The organism is Microcystis sp. M44BS1 (genome assembly GCF_020244875.1).
GTDB lineage: Bacteria > Cyanobacteriota > Cyanobacteriia > Cyanobacteriales > Microcystaceae > Microcystis > Microcystis panniformis.
The window spans coordinates 1-22512 of record NZ_JADBVM010000145.1; the positions used below are offsets into that span (position 1 = coordinate 1).

The 22512-nt window shown below is 42.6% G+C and carries 22 protein-coding genes, 1 tRNA gene and 1 pseudogene; 18 read left to right on the plus strand and 6 right to left on the minus strand.

Going from position 1 to position 22512, the window contains the following annotated elements; all coding sequences use genetic code 11:
* The 11 genes from IM515_RS11855 to IM515_RS11905 all read left to right on the plus strand — a co-directional run.
* Nucleotides 1-500, plus strand: a 500-nt coding sequence (locus IM515_RS11855) for a M10 family metallopeptidase C-terminal domain-containing protein (protein ID WP_425589523.1), incomplete at its 5' end; no start/stop codon positions are given.
* Between the two features lie 559 nt (nt 501-1059).
* The gene (locus IM515_RS11860) at nt 1060-1356 is read left to right on the plus strand and encodes a hypothetical protein (protein WP_045362253.1); all 297 of its coding nucleotides are present in this window, start codon (nt 1060-1062) and stop codon (nt 1354-1356) included.
* Nucleotides 1357-1378: 22 nt separating this feature from the next.
* Entirely contained in the window at nt 1379-1750 is a 372-nt protein-coding gene (locus IM515_RS11865; protein WP_287627235.1) for a PIN domain-containing protein, read from the plus strand.
* Nucleotides 1751-2037: 287 nt separating this feature from the next.
* A complete protein-coding gene (locus tag IM515_RS11870) occupies nt 2038-2523 on the plus strand; it encodes a DUF29 domain-containing protein (RefSeq protein WP_287627218.1) in 486 nt (161 codons plus the stop codon).
* A gap of 105 nt (nt 2524-2628) precedes the next feature.
* Nucleotides 2629-3528, plus strand: a complete 900-nt coding sequence (locus IM515_RS11875) for a lysophospholipid acyltransferase family protein (protein WP_287627220.1) — start codon at nt 2629-2631, stop codon at nt 3526-3528.
* A 141-nt stretch (nt 3529-3669) separates the two neighbouring features.
* Complete coding sequence (gene fabG / locus IM515_RS11880) at nt 3670-4446, plus strand: 3-oxoacyl-[acyl-carrier-protein] reductase (protein WP_002766731.1); 777 nt, start codon at nt 3670-3672, stop codon at nt 4444-4446.
* 331 nt (nt 4447-4777) lie between these two features.
* On the plus strand, nt 4778-5545 hold the full coding sequence (locus tag IM515_RS11885) for a proteasome-type protease (RefSeq protein WP_052276735.1): 768 nt from the start codon (nt 4778-4780) through the stop codon (nt 5543-5545).
* A gap of 31 nt (nt 5546-5576) precedes the next feature.
* Nucleotides 5577-6314 (plus strand): sulfite exporter TauE/SafE family protein, encoded by a 738-nt coding sequence (locus IM515_RS11890; RefSeq protein WP_052276734.1) that lies wholly within the window; start codon nt 5577-5579, stop codon nt 6312-6314.
* A gap of 119 nt (nt 6315-6433) precedes the next feature.
* Nucleotides 6434-6853, plus strand: coding sequence for a tetratricopeptide repeat protein (locus IM515_RS11895; protein ID WP_002766728.1), 420 nt, complete (start codon nt 6434-6436; stop codon nt 6851-6853).
* Nucleotides 6846-7733 (plus strand): M48 family metallopeptidase, encoded by an 888-nt coding sequence (locus IM515_RS11900; RefSeq protein WP_287627221.1) that lies wholly within the window; start codon nt 6846-6848, stop codon nt 7731-7733. Before IM515_RS11895 ends, IM515_RS11900 begins: the two co-directional genes overlap by 8 nt.
* Nucleotides 7712-7796 (plus strand) — tRNA-Leu (locus IM515_RS11905). The genes IM515_RS11900 and IM515_RS11905 overlap by 22 nt, the downstream gene beginning before the upstream one ends.
* A gap of 335 nt (nt 7797-8131) precedes the next feature.
* Here IM515_RS11905 and IM515_RS11910 read toward each other — a convergent pair.
* On the minus strand, nt 8132-8716 hold the full coding sequence (locus tag IM515_RS11910) for a hypothetical protein (RefSeq protein ID WP_287627222.1): 585 nt from the start codon (nt 8714-8716) through the stop codon (nt 8132-8134).
* A 473-nt stretch (nt 8717-9189) separates the two neighbouring features.
* On the opposite strand from IM515_RS11910, the gene IM515_RS11915 reads away from it, so the two are divergent.
* The 3 genes and pseudogenes from IM515_RS11915 (at nt 9190) to IM515_RS11925 (ending at nt 11190) form a co-directional block, all read left to right on the plus strand.
* Entirely contained in the window at nt 9190-9411 is a 222-nt protein-coding gene (locus IM515_RS11915; protein ID WP_002766724.1) for a hypothetical protein, read from the plus strand.
* Nucleotides 9412-9413: 2 nt separating this feature from the next.
* A pseudogene (locus IM515_RS11920) lies at nt 9414-9851 on the plus strand (PIN domain-containing protein).
* A 43-nt stretch (nt 9852-9894) separates the two neighbouring features.
* A complete protein-coding gene (locus tag IM515_RS11925) occupies nt 9895-11190 on the plus strand; it encodes a DNA cytosine methyltransferase (RefSeq protein WP_287627223.1) in 1296 nt (431 codons plus the stop codon).
* Nucleotides 11191-11607: 417 nt separating this feature from the next.
* Here IM515_RS11925 and IM515_RS11930 read toward each other — a convergent pair whose 3' ends face one another.
* On the minus strand, nt 11608-12072 hold the full coding sequence (locus IM515_RS11930) for a hypothetical protein (RefSeq protein WP_002766720.1): 465 nt from the start codon (nt 12070-12072) through the stop codon (nt 11608-11610).
* 174 nt (nt 12073-12246) lie between these two features.
* On the opposite strand from IM515_RS11930, the gene IM515_RS11935 reads away from it, so the two are divergent.
* From IM515_RS11935 to IM515_RS11945, 3 genes are all read left to right on the plus strand, one after another.
* On the plus strand, nt 12247-13716 hold the full coding sequence (locus tag IM515_RS11935; RefSeq protein ID WP_287627224.1) for a TldD/PmbA family protein: 1470 nt from the start codon (nt 12247-12249) through the stop codon (nt 13714-13716).
* Between the two features lie 2 nt (nt 13717-13718).
* Nucleotides 13719-14264 (plus strand): DUF456 domain-containing protein, encoded by a 546-nt coding sequence (locus IM515_RS11940; protein ID WP_002766718.1) that lies wholly within the window; start codon nt 13719-13721, stop codon nt 14262-14264.
* 101 nt (nt 14265-14365) lie between these two features.
* Complete coding sequence (locus IM515_RS11945) at nt 14366-15709, plus strand: TldD/PmbA family protein (protein WP_287627225.1); 1344 nt, start codon at nt 14366-14368, stop codon at nt 15707-15709.
* Between the two features lie 364 nt (nt 15710-16073).
* Here IM515_RS11945 and IM515_RS11950 read toward each other — a convergent pair whose 3' ends face one another.
* Nucleotides 16074-16511 (minus strand): DUF29 domain-containing protein, encoded by a 438-nt coding sequence (locus IM515_RS11950; protein WP_287627226.1) that lies wholly within the window; start codon nt 16509-16511, stop codon nt 16074-16076.
* 301 nt (nt 16512-16812) lie between these two features.
* Between IM515_RS11950 and IM515_RS11955 the strand changes: the two genes are divergently transcribed.
* Nucleotides 16813-18981 (plus strand): pentapeptide repeat-containing protein, encoded by a 2169-nt coding sequence (locus tag IM515_RS11955; protein WP_287627227.1) that lies wholly within the window; start codon nt 16813-16815, stop codon nt 18979-18981.
* A 122-nt stretch (nt 18982-19103) separates the two neighbouring features.
* Here IM515_RS11955 and IM515_RS11960 read toward each other — a convergent pair whose 3' ends face one another.
* From IM515_RS11960 to IM515_RS11970, 3 genes are all read right to left on the minus strand, one after another.
* The gene (locus IM515_RS11960) at nt 19104-19970 is read right to left on the minus strand and encodes a transglutaminase family protein (protein ID WP_287627228.1); all 867 of its coding nucleotides are present in this window, start codon (nt 19968-19970) and stop codon (nt 19104-19106) included.
* On the minus strand, nt 19970-20971 hold the full coding sequence (locus IM515_RS11965) for an alpha-E domain-containing protein (RefSeq protein WP_287627229.1): 1002 nt from the start codon (nt 20969-20971) through the stop codon (nt 19970-19972). The genes IM515_RS11960 and IM515_RS11965 overlap by 1 nt, the downstream gene beginning before the upstream one ends.
* Nucleotides 20972-21039: 68 nt before the next feature.
* Nucleotides 21040-22476 carry a circularly permuted type 2 ATP-grasp protein gene (locus IM515_RS11970; protein WP_287627236.1) on the minus strand — a complete coding sequence of 479 codons (1437 nt, stop codon included), beginning with the start codon at nt 22474-22476 and terminating at the stop codon, nt 21040-21042.
* Between the last annotated feature and the right edge of the window lie 36 nt (nt 22477-22512).

Below are 22512 nucleotides of genomic sequence, written 5' to 3' on the forward strand. Positions count from 1 at the left end.
ATACCCTCGACTTCTCTAATACGGCTTTTGTCGGTAACAATATCGAAATAAATGGCTATTGGGGGAATGATAATATCACCGGTAATGCTGCCAATAACGTCATTATTGGTGGCGGTGGTGAGGACAAACTTAACGGTGGTAGTGGTGAGGACATTCTTATCGGAGGATTAGGGTCAGATCAACTAACGGGAGGTGAAGGTCCGGACCGTTTTATCTTCAACACCGTTGATGAAATCGGTCAAGGTGCAAACCAAGACAATATCCTCGATTTCAATACTGATCTTGATACTATTGACATCTCTGGCATTGATGCCAACTCCCTCAACGATGGTAATCAGAGTTTCACGTTTATTGGTGCCTCGGATTTTTCAGGTCAAGCGGGACAACTGCGCTTTGACGGCGGTCTCCTTTGCGGGGATACCAACGGCGATGCAGTCAGCGACTTTCAATTGGCGATCGCTGGAGTGTATAGTTTACCTGTTACCAATATAGTGCTGTGACATCCTCTGGTTTAAGGCAATAAGCTCTTACTGTGTTTAACTGAGTGTCACCAGAAGTCCCTCGCTTTTAGCGATGGGACTTCTGCTTATACCAAATTAAATTATTCAGAGCAGATAGAGCATCAAGGATGAAGGGAAATCCCATGAGAGAAGCAACCCTCTGGGGTGTTACTTCTTAAACAATTTATCTACTTTGACTTCTAATTCCTCTAAAGTTTTAAAGTGCCAATTACTCAATTGGGAAACTGGGTATAGCAGTATCGATTAACTTCATTAACTTCATGGTTTCGGCTAAGGTTACTACTATCATAAGGATAGTGTAATATGTCCTCGTCTGATAAGGTGCGTCCCTTGCGATCTTTTAACCATAAAGACATCTTCACCCCAAACAGGTTCGACATCGCAGAAATCACCATCCGATGAGAATGGCGGTACATCCCACTCAAGACACCGTTACGGGGATCTATTCGAGATCGAACTCACGATGTTGCATAACCACGAGAAACTTGATATATTGGCAGTTGATAAATATTATTGAAAATTTACTGGCGGCATAAATATGTTATCAACTGATGTCAGACAAAAATCGATGATCAAGAGAATTGAGCAAGTTGTTTCTATTTTAATGGAAGATCGTCCTTTCTTTAAAGAGGAGCTTAATTATTCAGAAATAGTGAAACATTTGGTTGAATTATTTGAAAAAAATTTACCTTTTGAGGAATTTAACACTATGTCAGAGGCAGAATTGAAAGAGCATTGTAGCTTTATTATGTCCACAGAAATCCTGTCAAAAATTGGCGGCGATTTTACTCCTGAACAAATGGCTATTTTCGATGAAGCAATTAAGCGTAAATAGGTAATTATCAGTTATTCGCTAGATACTAATTAAGCGTGATCTTAAAGTTTATCAAAAAATTGAAAATGTCAAAGCTCAAATAAAAAGTATCTTTATCAGTTGCATTACTTATTTTGAAATTAAGAGGGGATTTTTGGCAGTTGCTGCACCTAAACAAAGAGAAAGATTTAACAAACTTTCTCAGGATTATCAAATTATTTTATTAGATGATTTAGCTATTTTAGAAAAAGCAGCCGAAATTCATGCTGATCTTAGATTAAGAGGATTACCCATACAAACAGAAGATATTTTAATTGCTGCTACTGCTATAGTTAAAAGTTTAGTTGTTGTTTCTAATGACAGTGATTTATTGAGGGTTGAAGGATTAAGTTTAGAGAATTGGGTAGAGTTATAAATTGAACCCAATCTTTAATTCATCCGCCATATTTTAATAGCTTGAGTCAGTAAAGACGTGCGTTACACTACGTTAACGCACCCTACAAAATTGGCTTGAGTCAGTAAAGACGTGCGTTACACTACGTTAACGCACCCTACAAGATCGGCGTACTGCTACGCAGTGTCTTCGGCATCGCACTGTAAGGATGGGCGGTAAATTTTCCCGTGTCATTATCAAAATTAGGAGAAAGTGGCTTAATATATATATGAGGTACTTATCTCCTATTAAAAACCGCCAACAACCCAATGAAAACTTTAAATCAGAATCCCTGGCAAGTAGAGGGAGGAGAAACCCTGCCCCTACTTTACGAAATTGATCAACATCTTTGGTTAGAGGAAACAATAAAAATCCTCAAGGAAAATCGCTTAGATGAATTAGATGTAATCCATTTAATTGAGGAATTAGAAAGCTTGAGTAAAAGAGATAAAAACCGAGTCAGTAGCTTACTTGAACAAGTGATCAGGCATTTATTACTTTTACAATATTGGACAACAGAAGCAGAAATAAATCGGAATCATTGGCGAGCGGAAATTATCAGTTTTCGCACGCAATTAAGAAAATGTTTAACGACGAATTTACAGAATTATTTAGCTGAGGAATTACCGATAATCTATCAGGATGCTTTCGATTATGTTCGACAAAAAACTGGGTTTTCTGGCGATTTTCCTTCAGAATGTCCTTACAGTTTAGAGCAGTTATTAAATAAAAATTGGTTCAACTGTGAAGATTAGACGTTAAAGATGATAAAATTATCAAGGAAAGCCGTTCTCAAACGATGGGTTTTTTAACTGAAATTTGCGATAATAAGATGCGCTTAAATTATCCACTGGGCATCAATGCAGATTTTTAGTTCTTTTGTCTCATCTACGGCGACTTTTGCCGAATTATCCCTAGAAGCGGCTAAGGCCCCTGTTGATACCCTCACCGGTTGGTCATTAGAGGATCGGGATCCGCAAGTGATCGAAAAATTTGTCCCCCTTCTGGATTGGTTTTATCACCATTATTTTCGCGTTAAAACCGATGGTTGGGAAAATATTCCCCCCTCAGGACAAGTATTATTCATCGGCTCCCATAACGGCGGTTTAGCGGCTCCCGATATGTTTATGATGATGTATGATTGGTTTCAACGCTTTGGCAGCGATCGCTTAGTCTATGGTTTGATGGATTCGCGAGTCTGGCGATTTTTTCCATCCCAAGCTAGTCTAGCAGCCCAAATGGGGGCCGTTCATGCCCATCCGAAAATGGCGATCGCCGCTTTGGATAGTGGCGCTAGTGTCCTAATTTATCCCGGAGGTGCTACGGATGTTTTCCGTCCCCACAGTTTAAGAAATAAAATTCATTTTGCTGGTAATCAAGCTTTTGTTAAACTAGCTTTACAGTACGAAGTGCCGATTATTCCCGCCATTTCCCACGGCGCTCACTCGACTCTGTTTGTCCTCGAAGATATTTATCCTCAATTAAAAGAATTGCATAAAAAGGGTATGCCTTGGCCTTTCGGTATTGACCCTGGGACCTGTCCCATCTATTTCGGTTTACCCTGGGGACTAGCTATCGGTCCCTTGCCGAATATTCCCTTACCCGTACCGATACATACCCGGGTTTGTCCCCCAATTATTTTTGAACGTTACGGCAAAAAAGCGGCCCGGGACCGCCGTTATGTACGGGAATGTTATGAGAAAGTCTGTTATTTGATGCAGCAGCAACTCGATCAATTAGTGGCGGCCAATTCTCCCTGATACTATACAGGAAAGTGGGGACAGAGCGATCCCCATTGAGGATTTCTGCGGTCAGATTAACCCGCTTGTGAGATAATGAAGTGTTTTGAGCAAAGTTATCAGTACAGAGTTTTCTCTTGAGATTTGACGATTATTTGGGGAATGCAGAAAATTATGAAACTATTACCCGCAGAATGCCAGCATTTACAAGACAAAGTAGCCATAGTAACCGGGGCCTCGCGAGGGATCGGTAAAGCGATCGCCTTAGAATTAGCCAGCCAAGGTGCTACTGTAGTGGTGAACTATGCTAAATCTAGCAGTGCTGCCGATGCCGTTGTCGAAGAAATTACCGCAGCCGGGGGAAAGGCAATAGCTCTACAAGCAGATGTGGCTAAAAGCGAAGAAGTGGATAATTTAGTAGATAGTACCAAGGAAAAATTCGGTCATATTGATGTCTTAGTTAATAATGCCGGTATTACCCGGGATACCCTGATGTTAAGAATGAAATTAGAAGACTGGCAAGCGGTCATCGATCTCAATTTAACTGGGGTTTTTCTCTGCACTCGGGCCGTCGGTAAATTGATGTTAAAACAGAAAAGCGGCCGCATAATTAACATCACTTCTGTATCCGGTTTGATGGGTAATCCGGGTCAATCTAATTACAGCGCCGCTAAAGCTGGTGTCATCGGTTTAACGAAAACTTTAGCCAAAGAATTTGCCAGTCGAGGCATCACTGTTAATGCCGTGGCCCCCGGCTTTATTGAAACCGATATGACTCATGACCTCAAAGCAGATGAAATCCTCAAATATATTCCCCTATCCCGTTACGGAAAACCGGAAGAAGTCGCCGGGATGGTGCGTTTTTTAGCCGCCGATCCCGCCGCTATTTATATCACTGGTCAAGTCTTTAACGTCGATGGTGGTATGGTTATGGCTTAATTCAGTTATCAGTTATCAGTTATCAGTTATCAGTTATCAGTTATCAGTTATCAGTTATCAGTTATCAGTTATCAGTTATCAGTTATCAGATTAAAGTGATAAGTTTTAGGTTTTAAATGATATTATTCACCGAGCAGTTATCAGTGATTAGTTATCAGATTAAATTTTTAAGTTTTAAGCTTTAAATGATATTATTCACCGATCAATCTTCACTAATTACTGTTTACTAATTACTGTTTACTGTATCACTGATTACTGATTACTAATTACTGATTACTGTTTACTGATTACTGTTTACTGATTACTGTTCACTGATTACTGATAACTGAAAATGACTTACTGTTTAGGAATTATCAATCGTTTTGGCATTGTTATGGGGGCAGATTCTCGCACGAACGCGGGAGTCGATTATATCTCGGCCTATCGGAAATTATTTGACTTTTCGGTGTCGGGAGAAAGAGTAATTATGGTCTGCACATCGGGGAATTTATCGATTAGCCAAGGAGTGATTCACGAACTAAAAAGAGATCTGCACAATCAAGAGGATAAAAGTCTTCATTCTCTGAATCATCTCTACGATATCGCCCACTATATCGGTGATAAAAGTCGTCAAGTACAAGCTAGGGAAAGAACCTGGCTAGAAAAAGATAATATTGATTTTCAATGTAACTTTATTCTTGGGGGACAAATTAAAGGAGAAGAACCGCAATTATTCCTCATTTATCCCCAGGGAAATCATATTCAAGCCACCAAAGAAACGCCATTTTTACAGATAGGTGAAACTAAATACGGTAAACCGATTCTCGATCGCACCATTACCTATGATACACCCCTAGAGGAAATGGCCAAATGTGCCTTACTTTCCATCGATTCGACCATGAAATCGAATATTTCTGTCGGACCACCTATCTATTTGAGTATGTATGAAGCTAATAGCCTAAGCCTACGTCATAAGTTACAATTGCGTTTGGGAGATCCCTACCTAGCCAAAATGCGGAAACTCTGGGAGGATTACGTCCGGCAAGCTTTCGAGGCTATGCCCAATGTGGAATGGCATTATACCGACGAAGATCCCAAAGAAGATATCATAATAGATTAAGTAACTCTTTGTGAATTAACTTTACAACTCGATGATCATTGTTACCTTGATGTTGGCAGGTAGTCTAGCTTGGTTTTTTAGTACCCTTGCTGGTGGGGGCAGCCCCCTGATTCTACTCCCCGTTTTAGGTTGGTTTCTCGATGCTGCCGTCATTCCTCCGGTTTTGACCACGGGGATGCTAATCGGTAACGTCCAACGCATGGGAATGTATTGGCGCGCCATTGACTGGCCCTCGACGGTGTGGTATCTACCTGGGGCAATTATGGGATCTACCCTCGGCGCTTTTGTTTTTGCCCATTTACAATTCAAATGGTTGCCGCTAGTTTTGGGAATTTTTCTGGTTTTATCCTCGCTTAAACAATTATTTCCCCAACAAGAAAATCCTTTTTTTGAGATTAAAACTTGGTATTTTATGCCCTCGGGATTTATCTACGCTTTCTTGTCAGGATTAGTCGGTAGTACCGGCCCGATGATGAACCTGTTTTATATTAACTATGGGCTAGTTAAAGAACCAATGGTGGCAACGAAATCCGTTCACATGGTAGTAGTTCATGTGGCCAAATTAATCGCCTACGCAGCCTTTGGAGTTTTACATCTGCCTTTTCTCGGTTACGGTTTATTGTTAGGATTAGCGGCCTGGCCGGGCAATTGGTTAGGACAAAAAGTTTTAGAAAGAATGAGTCCCCAGCAATTTAAACAAGCAGTGATGTTATTCGTTTCAATGAGTGGCCTATTGATGATCTGGCGAGAACGGGGCATCGTCTTTTAAAATTTTGCTGACAAAGGGACAAATTTTGCTAAAATACTAGATAAAGGTGATTTGTACTAGCTTTGTGTAATACGCCGATAACCGTTAAATTTGCTCCTTGATTAACCCCTCAGCTGAAAATGACAGAAACCGCCAATTTTACCCTCGAACAAGGTTTAGAACGCTACCAACAGGGAGAAAGCGCCGCCAGTTTATTGCCAGAATTTAAACAATTAAGCGATCGCAGTCCTAAAAATGCCGCCGTTTGGTCCTGTTTAGCTTGGTTATATATGCTCACCGATAAACCGGAATTAGCTCTAAAAGCCGCCCAAAAAGCCGTTAAACTCGATAAAGTTTCCCCCCAAAACCGGATCAATTTGGTTTTGGCTATGTTAGAAACCAAAACCGCCGGAGTTAGAGAACATATCGAACTGGTGCAACAATTAGTTAGTTTAAACAAAGAAGTTCGCCAAGAAGTGGATGAAAATATCGCCGATGGTTTGGCTAGAAAACCCGATTGGAAAAGTTTAGAACGCGTCAAAGCTTGGTTAAATGAATAAGAATATGGAATTATCAAAACAGTTATTACTCGGCTTAAAAGCCAATGATTTTAGGCATCCCATCGACCTAGAGGCGACTAACTCCCTTAAACAGTTGCCTGGGTTAGATATAGCCGTGCGAAGTTTGTTAGGTTCCGTCGCTGAGGAATTCTTTTACTTAAATAATATTGCTGCTAGTGTTTTGGTGGGGGAAAAACAATTACCCGACCTGCATAATCTCCTCCTAGAAGCTTGCCGAGTTCTCGACTTAGAACCACCTCAATTATACATTCAACAAAACCCCGTTCCTAACGCCTATACCTTCGCCATGCGGGGCAAAAAACCGTTTATGGTGATGCACACTTCCCTAATTGAAATGCTGACTCCCGCAGAAATTCAAGCGGTAATCGCCCACGAATTAGGTCATCTCAAATGTGAACACGGCGTTTATCTGACTTTAGCCAATATTATGGTTCTAGCGGCGGGATTACTGCCCAATTGGGGGACAATGTTAGCACGATCCCTACAGGAGAGAATGTTAGCATGGGTGCGCTGCGCCGAGTTTAGTTGCGATCGAGCGGCTTTATTGGCAGTTCAAGACCCAAAAATCGTCATGTCGGTGTTAATGAAGTTAGCCGGAGGTTCCCCCAGTCTCGCACCTTTATTAAATTTAGAGGCTTTTATCGATCAGGCCAAGTCCTACGATGCCGTCAGCGCCTCGGAAATGGGCGAAATGTTAAAGGGTTTGCAAACCCAACAGTTAACCCATCCCCTCCCCGTCCTGCGCGCGCGAGAAATCGATCGTTGGGCCAGTTCCCCCGATTATCAAAATTTGTTAAAGGGGCCAAAAATGGGTTATAATAATAGAACTAATACCAAGGGCGAATGGCGAAATTGGTAGACGCACCACACTCAAAATGTGGCGAGGCAGCCCCTCATGTCGGTTCGAGTCCGACTCCGCCCATCAAAATGACAAAAACCAAGCATAAGAATTTATGGTGCGTTACCGCAATTTTAACTTAGTGTCAGCATTCTTCCCTCGCTTTTAGCGATGGCATGAATGATGACCAGTATATAGGGTTTGCTGAATATTACTGGAAGCCCTAAATAATCCCATCAGACAAGATAAATAAAATTCCCCTTTTTCAGGGGAATTTTATCTTGAAAGATCACAGTTAACCCTAGTTTTCCTGTTTCGGCTGTTTTAACTTTTTCAACCATTCAGCCCGTTCTCGATAATTCATGTAAGATTTAGAGCCAGCTTTTATAACGTCACTTGCATCTTCAGATAAATATTTTTCATTCAAAGAATTTTGCTGGGCTGTATCGCTGTTGGATTCTGTCGCAAAACTGTTTTGCCCCTTGTTTAGTAAACCTGAAAGCATAGCCTTCCTCTCCTGGTGCTAGTGTTACCCAATTCATACCCTCCATCATAACCTGCTTTTCATAATAGGGGATCGCCTCTGAGAGAGAGTGCAGCAAAATCAAAGTTTCATGACAATCCCCAGTACATAGCGACAATGCCATATTGACTACATACCAGATTAACCATAATCCCACTGGCTTGTAAGATGTCTGTTTATCAATTCTCTCTAGATAATCGATGAATATATACTCTGGAGACTTATTTTTAAGTTCTTCAATATCTTCGACAGAGTCGTTAAATGCCGAAAAATGAACTAAACCTAAACACTTTCCATTAAGTGTCAGTTTAACTATTGCCTGATACTGAAAATCGGCTTTTTCCCAGAAAGACTCCCAATAGAATTCGCACTCTCCTCGTTTTAATGAGGGCATATCATCTTGAGTTGCTTCTGTTAATTCAGCTTGTCCAATAGAACCGGATTGATCTTGAAGGGTGACTTGATAACGAGGTAATGCCATCTACAGGATTATTCTGGGGGATATATTTCCATTATCTCACTCTCGTGTAAGAGTTGCGCTAATTCAAGTCTGAATTGCACCACTGTCTGATCTATCTTCATAGAATACCCTATTCGGGGTACAGGGTAAGCGCGTAAGCGCATCTTAACAATCCTTGGTAAAATTAACTTTGTGTGAGTTGCTTGCCCACGATTCAGGCATATTTGAGTAGAATTTGCCGTCTCAATTGTTAAGTAAAAATCGACCAAATAGGTCGATTTTGTAACTATTCTGATTGCCTATTATCACTTGACATTCCTATAGGCAGATCTATCACAAAATCGGCCAATTATCAATAGCGTTTGAGATGCGCCCACCCAGTAATAAAGAATAGTTTCAATGCCAATCTGCGGATTTTTGATCCGAAGGAACTGTTGGGATTAACCAAGGTTTGTTATAATTAATCTTATAGACAGTCGATCGAGAGAAGCAATATGTTAAATGCAGTGGAATTTAAAGCCAAAATCAAACAAGGTATTATCGAAATTCCCGAAGAATACCAACAGGACTTGAGGGAAGACAGCGAAGTTCAAGTTATTGTGATCAAACAAAATAAAAAAATATCCACCACTGGAATCATTGCCCAATTAACTCAAAACCCCGTTGCTGTTAAAGGTATTCGTCAATTAAATCGGGAAGAAATTCATCAGCTATAATTATGACCAATTCTCTTTATTTTTGTGATTCTAATATCTGGCTATACCGTTTTTTAATAGACCCAGAGTGTAACGATGCTGAAGAAATGCGAAAACGCAATCTAGCGAACGCTTTAACTAGCAGGGAAAATATCTTAATCAGTACGCAAATTATTAATGAAGTTTGCGCTGTTTTATCCAAAAAAGCTAAAATAAGTGAAATTCAAATTAGACAAATTATCCAAGAATTTTACGATGGATGTGTTGTTATTCAACTCGATCGCAATATTCTTTTAAGAGCCTCTTAACTCCGCAATCAATACAGTTTTTCTTTTTGGGATAGTTTAATTGTAGCTAGTGCCTTAGCAACCGATGCTAGTATTCTTTACTCTGAAGATATGCAGGATGGGTTAATAATATCCAATCAACTAACTTTAATTAATCCCTTTCGATCGAGTTGATCATCAGTATGATATTATTAAATTACTCATTAAATCAATAGTGATGAATAGGCAACAAAAGCGAGTTTTATCCCTATTTTCTGGCTGCGGGGGAATGGACTTAGGATTAGAGGGAGGTTTTTGGGTACACCAAGACTGTGTTAATGAAAATATTCATCGAGATTGGATAGTAGAAAGACGGGAACCATGGCTAAAACTACCGCGCACTACTTTTGAAACTGTCTTTGCTAATGATATAACTAAAGCTGCCCATAATGCTTGGATTCCCTACTTTGAAAAAAGGGGTAAAAAGAATGTATTTCACTTGGGTAGTATTGTAGATTTAGTCAAACAAGCAGAAAAAGGAGAGTTTCAGTTTCCCAGTAATATCGATGTAGTAACGGGAGGTTTTCCCTGTCAAGATTTTAGTGTTTCAGGAAAAAGAAAGGGGTTTAATTCTCATAAAAGTCACACGGGGAAACTGCTAGACGAGAGTGAAGATAGTTTTCAGGATAATCGCGGGAAACTCTATTATTGGATGAAAAGAGTTATTGAATTAACCTTACCTAAAGTTTTTATTGCTGAAAATGTCAAAGGTTTAATCTCTTTGGCTAATGTTAAAGATATAATTGAAGATGATTTTAGTGCCATTGGTAAAGATGGATATATAGTTATCCCTAAACTTCTCTTTGCTCCCGATTACGGAATTCCCCAAACTAGGGAAAGAATTATCTTTATCGGTTTAAATAAAACCTATTTAAAAGCGACAGCGATAGCACATCTAGAAAATCATGATATTTTTCCGCGTCCAACCCATGAAGTTATTAAGCATCAATTAAATCTGTTTGAGTCAATATATCCTCTTAAAAGTTACAGTACGGTGGGTCAGATATTATCAGGTTTAGCAGAACCAGAAGATGAGTTATTTGACCTCTCACAAAAAAGCTATTCAAAAGCCAAACATTATGGCAAAACTCAGGGACAAATCGAGGTTAATTTACAGGGTTTAAGTCCGACTATTCGCTCGGAACATCACGGTAATATTGAATTTAGGAGATTATCTTTAGAATTAGGGGGAAAGATAGTTAATGAGTTAGAAGCAGGGTTAAAAATGAGACGTTTAACTGTGCGGGAATGTGCGAGAATACAGACTTTTCCCGATGATTTTCAATTTGTGCGTCCACAAAACAAGGGAGATGAAAAATATTCACTTTCGGCTACGGATGGTTACAAACTAATTGGTAATGCTGTGCCACCTTTGCTTGCTTACCACATTGCTAGACACCTAGAACATCAATGGGATTATTTGTTTGAAGATATTTATTCAGTCAGCAAAAATTTATGTGTAGCATTGCCTTAATAATTGGGTGCATCTCATTTTTATAAATCTACTAAGTTGGGGTTTTTCAAGGGAACCTCTCTTTGAAAATTGGGCGTTACTTTCGATTTTATGACTCAATTCAAGCTTTTGGGGGGTTCTACCCCCCAAACCCCGGAGCGCATTTGCTTTTCGGTGAGATGCTTACACGCAGTTGTTAAGTAGGTGGGTGGAATTAAATATAAGATGAACGTAGGTTGGGTTGAAGTATGAAACCCAACGCCCGCATGGGTTACACTACCGCTAACCCATCCTACAAATAATTGTGCCTCCCTACTTAATTGGGCATCGACTTCCTCAAAATCCCAACTTTACACCTCACTCTTAAGATAACTACTTATAACCTGAGTTCGGAATCAGGGAAAACTGCCAAATTTCCCTAACCCGAACTAACCTTGATTACAAAACCTTATGGGTGTGAGAATGTTGTTTGACGTTATCCTCCGTCCGCACCAGATGAACAGCATTTAAGATGCGTTTTTTCTCTAGGGAAAAGTTTAAATCGTCTTTTTGGCTGCCCAAGGGGATTAACCCTTGCAGATGGGGTTGATTTTTATAGGTGCGAGTGGCCGCAATCGCCCTTTCGACAAAATTCTCGCATAATTGGGCATTATCGGGGAAATTACTGGGTATTTGAGGATTATCGTCCTGAAAAACCTCTCCTAAAGCCATGGCGCGGGCAAATTCGTAGGAAGTGGGAATCCCTTTGACAATTGCCTCTAGAGCTGCCGAGGGAATCGGTTCTAACACCGCCACTTTTTCTAATTCTCCCTCCTGTTTGAGAAAACAAATCGCTAAACCGAATACACAATAATCATCTTTTGTCAAGTCAGAAATGTTTAAGAATTGTGTCGCTGTGGCCATTATTTTTATCCTGAGTCGCTCTTTATTTAATCTTGCGGGCGATGAGCGATCGAATCAAGGTTTTTATTAAGAGATATGAAGGGTAAAAATTTAGCCTGGTTAGGCCGCCCCCAGACGGAAAAAACTGATAGCTGTTAGACTAGAAACCAGCAGATTAACTGATAAACGAGCTTTATGTCACCCACTCTACTCATCTCCAAAGAACTCCCCACCCTGAAATATAATCCTAGTCTGGAGCGCTTTGATAGCTCTTGGGCGGCCCCTTTGTCCACTCTCCTGGGACTGGGACGGGCTGCCGGGGCAACTTTTATCGAATTTTTCCTCGAAAGAGTCAACTATATCAGTTGTTTAGCCGAAGATGACAGCATCACCAGTCTCTCACCGAAACTATCTACAGGGGCAGGAATCCGCCTTTTTCGCGGTAAAGCTGATTGTTATGTCAGTACCAACGATTTAAGCTTCCAAGGCTTAAAAAATGCCCTAGAAAAAGGTTTATCGATTCTGGGTTTAAACCTACCGGGTCCTAACGCATATATTCCCGAAATCAATCTGGAAATGTTCCGGGATTATGCCACGGTCAAAAATAAAGATATTTGGCTGAATAATTGCAGTTCTTTGCGAGAAATGGGTGATATTCTCCTAACTGCTAACGTTCAACTCAATCAGAAAGCCTCTCACGTCCAATCTCGTCGCGCCGCTTATTTTCGCGATTGGCAGGAAATTTTAGTTGCCGCTAGTGACGGCACTTTTGCCCGGGATATTCGCCTCACCCAGTCGGTGGGCTATAATCTCCTCTGTGCCGATGGGACCAATCGTTCTAGCATTGGTAAACGGGTGGGTAGTACCAGTAATCCCGATTTTCTGCGGACGTGGAATGCCGAGGAATCGGCGGCAGAAGTGGCCGAATCGGCGGGTAAAATGCTTTACGCTGACTATGTAGAATCTGGCAGTTATCCCATCGTCATGGCCAATGAATTTGGCGGCGTTATCTTCCACGAAGCCTGTGGCCATTTGCTAGAAACTACGCAAATTGAGCAAAAAACCACGCCCTTTCTCGATAAAAAAGGCGAAAAAATCGCCCACGAAAACCTGACGGCTTGGGACGAAGGATTATCCGATAAAGCTTTCGGTACTATCGATATGGACGATGAGGGAATGCCGGCCCAGCGTACTCTCCTCATTGAAAATGGTATCCTAAAAAACTTCATTGCCGATCGCACCGGTTCAATTAAAACCGGCCATCCGCGCACAGGTAGCGGTCGCCGTCAAAACTACACCTATGCGGCCGCTAGTCGGATGCGGAATACCTACATCGCCCCTGGGGAATATACCCTCGATAATCTCTTTAATTCCATCGATAAAGGCATTTATTGCAAAAAAATGGGCGGTGGTAGTGTGGGGGCGACCGGGGAATTTAATTTCGCTGTCGAGGAAGCTTATCTTATCGAAAACGGCAATCTGACTAAACCCCTAAAAGGCGCGACTTTAATCGGTTCAGCTAAGGAGATTATGAATAAAATCTCTATGTGTTCCCAAGATTTAGGTCTAGCGGCCGGTTTTTGCGGTTCCGTCAGTGGTAGCGTTTATGTCACCGTTGGTCAACCCCATTTAAAAGTCGATTCTATTACCGTTGGCGGTCGTTAATCATGGCTTTAGTAATTCTCTACTATTTCCTCATCGCCATCATGATAGTGGGGATAATTGGCGAACTGCTGCCCGCTATCCCCGGCATGAGTTTGATTTTAATCGCCATGGTGGTGTGGGGTTTTGTGACCAAATTCGCGGGGATGGGGGTCGCTTTAACCGTGGCCTTTGTTATCCTTCTCCTTAGTCTGGGGGTGGAATTCCTCGCTAGTTATCTCGGCGCGCAAAAAGTTGGGGCGAGCAATTGGAGTCAAATCGGGCTAGTAGTGGGTTTATTAGCGGGAATATTCGGGCTTTTACCGGCTTTACCCATTGGCGGCCCAATTATCGGCTTATTTGTCGGTCCTGTGGTCGGGGCTTTTTTGGGAGAATACGCCTATCGTCGCGATTTGGAATTAACCCCCCGTTTGCAACAATCCCTAAAAGTCTGTGTCGGTATCGTCGTCGGTACGGTTATCGGCCACGTTGCTAAAGCTATGCTGGCCACGGCTGCCGTTATTGTCTTTATTGTCACCACCTGGCCGCATCTCTCTTCAGTTATCAGTTAGAAGATGTTGAATGTTGGGATTTTAGTTGAAATTTCCCCATTCCCCCATTCCCCCATTCCCCCACTTCCCTATCACCTATCCTCCAACACCAAAAAAAATCTATGCAAAAAGTTGAAGATATCGCCCAAATCGCTAATTCTAGCGCCCAAGCTTTAGGAATTGCTAAATACGACATCTATGGTTCCTCTGTGGATGAAACCGATGTGGATGTGTTTCAAGGGGAACCCAAACAGGTACAAGCTTCCAATCGTTCCAGCGTTATCGTTCGCGTCTGGAATCGGGATAATCAAGTCGGTGTCACCTCGACCACCGATGTGGACCCGGTGGGACTGCAATTAGCCCTAAAAACCGCCCAGGAAGCCAGCTTTTTTGGCGTTAAGGAAAATGTCCCCGATTTTAGTCCCGCTGCCACCGCACCTACCACAGAAGTGGCCAGCGAAATGTCTAATCAAGCACCGGTATCCACTCTCATCGATAAGTTATTAGCCGCCGAAAAATCCCTACTAGCGGCCCATCCAGCTATTGCCAGTGTTCCCTATAACGGTTTGGGACAACAGCAGGTCAGACGTTTTTATCTCAATAGCGACGGGGCAATGCGTCAGGAAGCGCGTAGTTATGCCAGCGTGTATTTATACACCAAAACCGAACAGGAAGGCAAAAAACCCCGCAGCGCCGGTGCTTTTCGGGTTAGTCCGGGCCTGGAAAAATTAGATATCGATGGTTGCATCGAGGAAGCGATTACCAAAACTGTTAGCCATCTGGACTATCAACCGATTACCACGGGTAAATATTTAGTGGTTTTTGCCCCCCGCGCCTTTTTGAGTCTCATAGGAGCATTTTCTAATCTGTTTAATGCTCAAAATGTCCTTGATAAACAGAGTCTTTCTACTCCTGAATCCCTAGGAACACAAATCGCCGCTACTGCCTTAAATTTGTGTGATGATGCCCTCCATCCGGCTAATGTTTCCGCAGAAACTTTTGATAGTGAAGGCACTCCCACCCGTCGTGTGGAATTAATAAAAGAGGGGATTTTGAGTAATTTTCTCCATAGCACGATTACCGCTAAACGGATGAATACGGAACCGACTGGCAATGGTAACATTGGGGCAAAAGTAACGGTTAGTCCCCATTTTTATCACGTTTTTGCTAGTGCCAATCAACCAAAGAGCTATTCTTTGGAAACAGCAGAAAATGTGGTTTTAATTGATAGTTTACAGGCACTTCATGCAGGAGTTAATTCTCTACAAGGTTCCTTCTCTTTGCCCTTTGATGGTTGGTTAGTGAACAAAAATGAGCGCGTTAGCATCGATTCCGCTACCGTAGCAGGAGATATTTTAACACTGCTGAAATCGATTGTTTATCTGGAACCGGAAGTAGTTATTACTCCCAGTGGTGTTTGTCCCTACGTTTGGGTAGAGGGTTTATCAATCACAGGAGAAGCTTAACACTATACCGTACCAAAAATAGGGGGTATTAACTAGGGTAATACCCCCGCCAGATGGATGTTAATTTTATAGTCGTGGGTAAGCTGTTGACTATCCAAATTACAATAAATCTGGTTATTAAAAACTGATTAGGGTTTGCGGCAAAAAGTACGGGCGAAGCATTCGGATAGAAAATCTCCGGTTTCACCGATAGGTTATTGCCCGAATGCTTCGCCCCCACAGGAAGCGGGCCGATGAAGACCCAAGGTTTTGAACCACGATTCTCTCAAAATCTTGCACCTGTGGGAGCGAAACAGGACACTAAAACCCTTATCTCGTCTATATTTCACATTTATTCAGCTTTAGTATTACTCCTAATTCAGAACTATTTTTCAGCCGGGGGAAACCAATTATCATCTAATGTTTGTTCGAGGGATATATGAGCGTCTGAATTGAGGGAAAAAAGCTGAGAAACCGATTTAATCGCCACTGGATAAACTTTATCATACATAGCTGCTAATTCTGGCCGTAAGCTGGGACTATCTTCTAAACGATGCTGTATTTGGGCGCGAAAATTGACTATTTCTGCCGCCCAATGATTACCTGACCGTTTTTTTTCTTCTTGCCAATAAGCCAGCTTTAAAAGATGTTCGATAAGACGGGTTAACAGACTCATTAAAGCTCGTCTATCACTTTTCCTTATACTCTCGATTTCTTCAATTAAATTATCCCAATCCACCTGCTCAAAATTACGCTCTTGTAACTGTTTTACCGTCTCTTTTAGCCATTGATTATAATCAGTTTCGTAGGCAGTTGACGACATAATTTAACTCTCCATAGAAAATTACTTAGTAGATTAAGAAAGGTTAATGGGTGTATCCATTGATAGATAGGGTTTTTCGGCTATTGTACTAGATATCTATGGGGGAAATTCAGATATATTCTAGAACGTGAGGTGTGGAAACTGAGGCGATTGCCCATAAAAATGCCAGGTTTTTGAACGTGGACTCGTTGAACCAAGAATCCCGAAGCGCTGGGGTGGGAGTGTCAATCGGATTCTCTCAAGAAACCCGCTTTCTGACTTGTAGTAAGATTGAGGGCATAGTATGGCAATTTCGTAGGCGATGAAGGCAGCGGCAGTTATTGAACAGTACAAAAACGGGCGGCGGGATTTCCGGGGGGAATCCTTGCGGGGTGGTAACTTTCGCAGTGCGGACTTAGCGGGGGCGGATTTCAGTGGTTGTGATATACGCGGGGCAAATTTTAGTCGGGCGAATTTGACGGGGGTGAAGTTTGCTGGGGTGAAGGCGGGATTGCCGAAGCGGTGGCTGGTGATTTTGCTGGGGTTGGCTTTGGTGTTAATTGTGGTTTCGAGTTTTTTTTCCTCCGCAGCCGCTTATCTGGTGGGCTTAATTTTTGATTCATCCAGTACAGAAAATCAAGTTGCTGGTTGGTCAATCTTAATTCTTCTCATCTGTTTTTGCGCTGTCACTTGGCGTAAAAATATTTTGGCCGGAGCCCTAGCCGTAGCCCTAGCCGTAGTCTTCGCCGTAGCCCTAGCCGTAGCCCTAGCCCTAGCCGGAGCCGTAGCTGGAGTCCTAGCCGTAACCCTAGCCCTAGCCGTAGCCAGAGCCGTAGCCCTAGCCCTAGCCGTAGCCGGAGCCCTAGCCGTAGCCCTAGCCGTAGCCGGAGCCGGAGCCGGAGCCGTAGCCGTAGCCCTAGCCGTAGCCGGAGCCGGAGCCGGAGCCGGAGCCGTAGCCGTAGCCGTAGCCGTAGCCAGAGCCGTAGCCCTAGCCGTAGCCTCAGCCGGAGAGGATGCCGTATCCGGAGCCGGAGCCGGAGCCGTATCCGGAGCCGGAGCCGGAGCCGTAGCCGGAGCCGTAGCCAGAGCCGTAGCCGGAGCCTTGACATTACTTTTCTGTTGGCTCGGTTGGTTGACCCTTAAACAAGAACACCGCGATCCTTGGTTGCGTAAAATTGTGATAGCCTTTGCTGCTATTGGTGGCACATCCTTTTTTCAAGCCAATTTAACCGAGGCGGATTTTACAGGAGCCACCTTAAAAAGTACCAATTTTAATCAGGCAATCTTGAATAAAACAATTTTTAAACAAGCAATTAAATTGGAATTAGCCCGCCCCGGCAATACCTTATTAGCCAATCCCCGGGTTAGGGAATTTCTGATTGATTCCCGCACCGGAAGCGGAAAAGACTTTGCCCAAGCCAATTTACGGGGGGCATACCTGGAGGGGGCAAACCTGCAAGCTGCCAACTTGCGCCTAGCGAATATCAGTGAAGCCAGCTTGCAATACGCCAACCTTGCGGGGGCAAACCTCACCGAAGTCAACGCCGTCAATGCAGATTTGCGCCATGCTACCCTGACGGGTGCTTGCGTGGAAAATTGGAATATTGATGCCACCACCCAACTGGATGAGGTGGACTGCCAGTATATTTACTTGCTTAATGGGCAGAAAGAGCGCCGCCCCAGTAGTGGCGAATTTCAACCGGGCGAATTTACTAAATTATTTGCCGAAATGTTCGACACTGTTGACCTCATTTTCCGCAATGGGGTAGATTGGAAAGCTTTCATCGCCGCCTTAAAAGAAGTACAAGTGCAGAATGAAGATACGCCGCTTCAGATACAGAGCATTGCCAATAAAGGAGATGGCGTGATAGTGGTAAAAGTCCATGTACCGCCCGACACTGATAAAGAGAAAATTCATCAAGAATTTAACCAAAATTATCAACTACAACTCGCAGCCATCGAAGCCCAATATAAGGCACAACTCACCGCCAAAGAGACAGAAATTGCCATCTATCGCCAACAAAGTGTTGATATGATGGAAATTATGAAAACCCTCGCCAACCGTCCCATCCATGTAGAGGCAAAAGCCATGAGCCACAGTAACGACAGTTCCCAAAATACTACCATCGGCTATATTAATAATTCCGCCGTCAATTTCGGCGAAATTATCGGCGATGTAACTAATACCATTAACCAAATTGCAGCCGATGCTTCCCCAGAAAATGCCCAACTCAAAGCCTTACTGCAAGAACTAACCCAGGCGATTGAAATTGACAGCCATTTAGATGCAGAAGAAAAAGCCGAAGCCGCCAACCAAGTGAAAAAGATTGCCCAAGCTAGTCAAAATCCTGATGATGCCGGACTGCAAAAGAAAGCCCAACGAGCGGTTAATTTTCTCGAAACAATTGCTAAAGCTTTGGAACCTGCCAGCAAACTTGCCCAAGCCTGTCAAAAAGCCTTACCGATAATTTTGGGAATATTAGGCTTCTGATAGGTTTGTAGTTGCGCTTTAGCGCAGTCCCAGTTGAGGCTAGAGTATCGACTTGTCGCACTTTTTTTAGTCCAAACTTGCGACATTTCTAACATATTAGTAACTCCAATAAACAATCATCCTCAAGATAACAAATCAAGCGCAATTGTCGATGATAGCTGAGATTCTATCACTTGATGACCGAGATTAACCGGTCGAGCATTTCCTTGTACCGGGGCGCAATAACGGGGAATTGGACTAGAAACGAGGCTAATATGACGGTCACTCACCGCTAATCCATGGGTAGGATCATAGCCTTTCCAGCCGCCCCCCGGCAAATACACCTCCACCCAAGCGTGTAAATGTCTTTCTCCTTGGTCTAAATCTCCTTCTTGATAGCCACTGACAAAACGGGAAGCTAATCCCACACAGCGACACACATCCATAAATAAAACCACCAAATCGCGACAGGAACCCTGCTTATTTTTCCAAGTGTTTCCGGGTAGATAGGGTTCCCCAGTAATACGAATAATTTGCTGACAATTTCGGTAAATTTTGTCATTAAGATTAAACAGGAAAGATAGCACCTGTCCCTCGGTTTCCTGCATAACTTCCTGCGCTAATGCTGTCACATCGGGGTCATTAGCTAACCCATAAAATTGTCTGTAGGGTTGTAATTGACTGTGGAGAGAAATGGGATAATCAAAGGGTAAACAGGTCGCCCAAGGTTCCAATAAATACTGAAAAGGATTAACCCCATGGGTTTCCACTTCACTCACCACATCAATCAATAATTCTTCCGTCGGTTGATTAAACCAAATTTGTAAACAAGAATTGCCATCGAGGTCGATAATATTAGTTATCGTTAAAGGTTCCGGGTTAATTTTGAGGGTAAACTCTCGCAAAGTTTGCCCACCATCGGATTTTGGTCGCAAGCGCAGCAGATGGGGGGATAAAATCACGGGTTGATTATAGAAATAGTTGGTTTGATGCCGAATGTGATAACGCATTAAGTTGTTAATTGGGATTGATATTGAAAGTTATTTACTGGCAGAGGTGGGGCAAGTTCGGGATTAAAAACAAAGAAAGTTTCCGTCATTTTTATTCCCACATCATTAACTCTTTTTTGAATATGGTCGAGGAATTCATGCAATCCCATTTCAATAATATCCTCGATAGTTAGATAACTCATTTCCGCACAAAGTCGCCCTAAACTTCTTTCTACCGAATTACCCCAAGTTCCTATGGGAGTCCCAGTAACTTGATGCAAACAGTGGTCTAATTCCCGCAGACAAAAGTGAATTGAACGAGGAAATTCTCGATTAAGAATTAAAAATTCAGCCACGTCACTAGGAGTAATCCGTCGTTGACATTTACGATACATTTCGTAGGCACTCACGGACCGCAGTAAAGCAATCCATTGAATTTGGTCTAGAGAAGTTCCTACCCATTGAGCGGAAGGTAAGAGATAATAGTATTTAACATCAAGAATTCTGGCGGTTTTATCGGCGCGTTCCTGTAATCTTCCCATAACGCCAAAATGCCAACCTTCATTATGAGTCATCGTTGCATCCATCACCCCCGCAAAACGGTGACTAGCCAATTTAACTTGAGTAAAAAAGTTAGGTAAAGTAGTTTGAGGATGGTAAGAGGAAGCATCTTTTACCATCAAGAAAAAACCATTAACCTGTTCCCACATTTCCGAAGAAATAATCTCGCGAACTGACCGAGCATTTTCTCTGGCCCAGCGCAAACAAGAGATAATTGAGTTACTATATTCCGTGTCAAATGTCAAGAAATTGATCACATTTTCTGCGGTGGCTGTGCCGTAACGTTCCTTGAATTGTTCTAAATCTCCCGTGGTTAAAACCAAAGGTTCCCACTGTTGCAAAACACTGGTAGGTACATCTAACATTAAATTAAGGTTAACATCCATAAACCGGGCGACATTTTCCGCCCGTTCAATATAGCGATTTAACCAATAAATTGAATCGGCAACTCTACTAAGCATAATTAACTGGGAAAAAGGAAAGGGTAGGGTGGGTTAGTAACCCAGCAAAATTTTGATTATTGTCTTGATTACTTGGTTAAAACCCAAGTGTCTTTACTGCCACCACCTTGAGAAGAATTAACCACTAAAGAACCCTTTTTCAAAGCCACGCGAGTTAACCCCCCGGGATGCACATAAATTTCATCGCCACGATGGAGAATATAGGGACGTAAATCCACATGACGACCTTCAATTTCCGTGTCAATTAAAGTTGGAACCCTAGAAAGACTTAACACTGGTTGAGCGATATAATTGCGGGGATTAGCGGCAATGCGTGGGGCAAATTCTTCTCGTTCTTTCGAGGTAGCTTGGGAACCAACTAACATCCCATAACCTCCCGATTCATTGGCAGCTTTCACAACTAATTTATCAAGATTATTTAAAACATAATCTAAGTCCTTTTCTCGCCAACAAAGATAGGTGGGAACGTTATTTAAAAGCGCTTCTTCTCCCAGATAATAACGAATCATATCGGGGACAAAAGCATAAATAACCTTATCATCAGCGACTCCCGTACCAGGAGCATTAGCTAAAGCGACGCGGCCTTCCTGAAAAACTTTTAATAATCCGGGTACACCTAACATCGAATCGGGACGAAAAACCGCCGGATCTAAAAAGTCATCATCGAGGCGACGATATACCACATCTACCCGTCTTAATCCCTTGGTGGTTTTCATTTGTAGATAACCATCAAAGACGACTAAATCACGCCCTTCCACTAATTCTACCCCCATTTGTTGGGCGATAAAAGAATGTTCAAAGTAGGCAGAATTATAGGTTCCGGGGGTTAAAACCACCACGGTGGGATTAGGCAATTGGGGCGGGGCTAAATTAAGGAGAGTTTCCAACAGATGGGAAGGATAATCATCCACCGGTTTAACATTCATTGTCTGGAAAATATCGGGGAAGGTGCTTTTCATTACCCGACGATTTTCGAGGACATAAGAAATACCGGAAGGAACCCGCAAATTATCTTCTAAAACGTACCATTGACCATCTTTATCGCGGACTAAATCGGTTCCCGTGATGTGACACCAGATACCTCCGGCGGGTTTTAGTCCCACACAGGGTTTAAGAAATCCCGTCGCCGAGGCGATTAATTCGGGGGGAATAATGCCATCTTTAATGATTAACTGGTCATTGTAGATATCGGAGAGAAAAAGATTGAGGGCTTTGATGCGTTGTTTCAGGCCTCTTTCTAAATAATCCCAGTCCTCAGCTGCGACAATTCGGGGAATAATATCAAAAGGAAAGATTTTTTCCACCCCTTGATTGTCACTATAGACATTGAAAGTCACCCCCAATTCAAACAGGGCCGACTGAGCGGTTTCCCGGTGTTGTTGAAGTTCTCGGGGTGGCAGATTCTGCAACCATTTGATTAAAGGGGACGAGTGGGGACGAGGTTGACCATCATCCAAGAATAGTTCGTCGTAGAAGCCTTCGGGATCGTAGGTATTTAATAGCACACTGACCTCATTGCATACCGATACTTTTTTGCTAAC

What these genes read in the sequence shown, in the direction of transcription:
- IM515_RS11890 (WP_052276734.1), top strand. Translation starts at nt 5,577, where the DNA reads ATGATCATTGTTACCTTGATGTTGGCAGGTAGTCTAGCTTGGTTTTTT.
- IM515_RS11885 (WP_052276735.1), top strand. Translation starts at nt 4,778, where the DNA reads ATGACTTACTGTTTAGGAATTATCAATCGTTTTGGCATTGTTATGGGG.
- IM515_RS11915 (WP_002766724.1), top strand. Translation starts at nt 9,190, where the DNA reads ATGTTAAATGCAGTGGAATTTAAAGCCAAAATCAAACAAGGTATTATC.
- fabG (WP_002766731.1), top strand. Translation starts at nt 3,670, where the DNA reads ATGCAGAAAATTATGAAACTATTACCCGCAGAATGCCAGCATTTACAA.
- IM515_RS11900 (WP_287627221.1), top strand. Translation starts at nt 6,846, where the DNA reads ATGAATAAGAATATGGAATTATCAAAACAGTTATTACTCGGCTTAAAA.
- IM515_RS11870 (WP_287627218.1), top strand. Translation starts at nt 2,038, where the DNA reads ATGAAAACTTTAAATCAGAATCCCTGGCAAGTAGAGGGAGGAGAAACC.
- IM515_RS11875 (WP_287627220.1), top strand. Translation starts at nt 2,629, where the DNA reads ATGCAGATTTTTAGTTCTTTTGTCTCATCTACGGCGACTTTTGCCGAA.
- IM515_RS11960 (WP_287627228.1), bottom strand. Translation starts at nt 19,970, where the DNA reads ATGCGTTATCACATTCGGCATCAAACCAACTATTTCTATAATCAACCC.
- IM515_RS11935 (WP_287627224.1), top strand. Translation starts at nt 12,247, where the DNA reads ATGTCACCCACTCTACTCATCTCCAAAGAACTCCCCACCCTGAAATAT.
- IM515_RS11955 (WP_287627227.1), top strand. Translation starts at nt 16,813, where the DNA reads ATGAAGGCAGCGGCAGTTATTGAACAGTACAAAAACGGGCGGCGGGAT.
- IM515_RS11965 (WP_287627229.1), bottom strand. Translation starts at nt 20,971, where the DNA reads ATGCTTAGTAGAGTTGCCGATTCAATTTATTGGTTAAATCGCTATATT.
- IM515_RS11925 (WP_287627223.1), top strand. Translation starts at nt 9,895, where the DNA reads ATGAATAGGCAACAAAAGCGAGTTTTATCCCTATTTTCTGGCTGCGGG.
- IM515_RS11895 (WP_002766728.1), top strand. Translation starts at nt 6,434, where the DNA reads ATGACAGAAACCGCCAATTTTACCCTCGAACAAGGTTTAGAACGCTAC.
- IM515_RS11950 (WP_287627226.1), bottom strand. Translation starts at nt 16,511, where the DNA reads ATGTCGTCAACTGCCTACGAAACTGATTATAATCAATGGCTAAAAGAG.
- IM515_RS11930 (WP_002766720.1), bottom strand. Translation starts at nt 12,072, where the DNA reads ATGGCCACAGCGACACAATTCTTAAACATTTCTGACTTGACAAAAGAT.
- IM515_RS11910 (WP_287627222.1), bottom strand. Translation starts at nt 8,716, where the DNA reads ATGGCATTACCTCGTTATCAAGTCACCCTTCAAGATCAATCCGGTTCT.
- IM515_RS11945 (WP_287627225.1), top strand. Translation starts at nt 14,366, where the DNA reads ATGCAAAAAGTTGAAGATATCGCCCAAATCGCTAATTCTAGCGCCCAA.
- IM515_RS11940 (WP_002766718.1), top strand. Translation starts at nt 13,719, where the DNA reads ATGGCTTTAGTAATTCTCTACTATTTCCTCATCGCCATCATGATAGTG.
- IM515_RS11860 (WP_045362253.1), top strand. Translation starts at nt 1,060, where the DNA reads ATGTTATCAACTGATGTCAGACAAAAATCGATGATCAAGAGAATTGAG.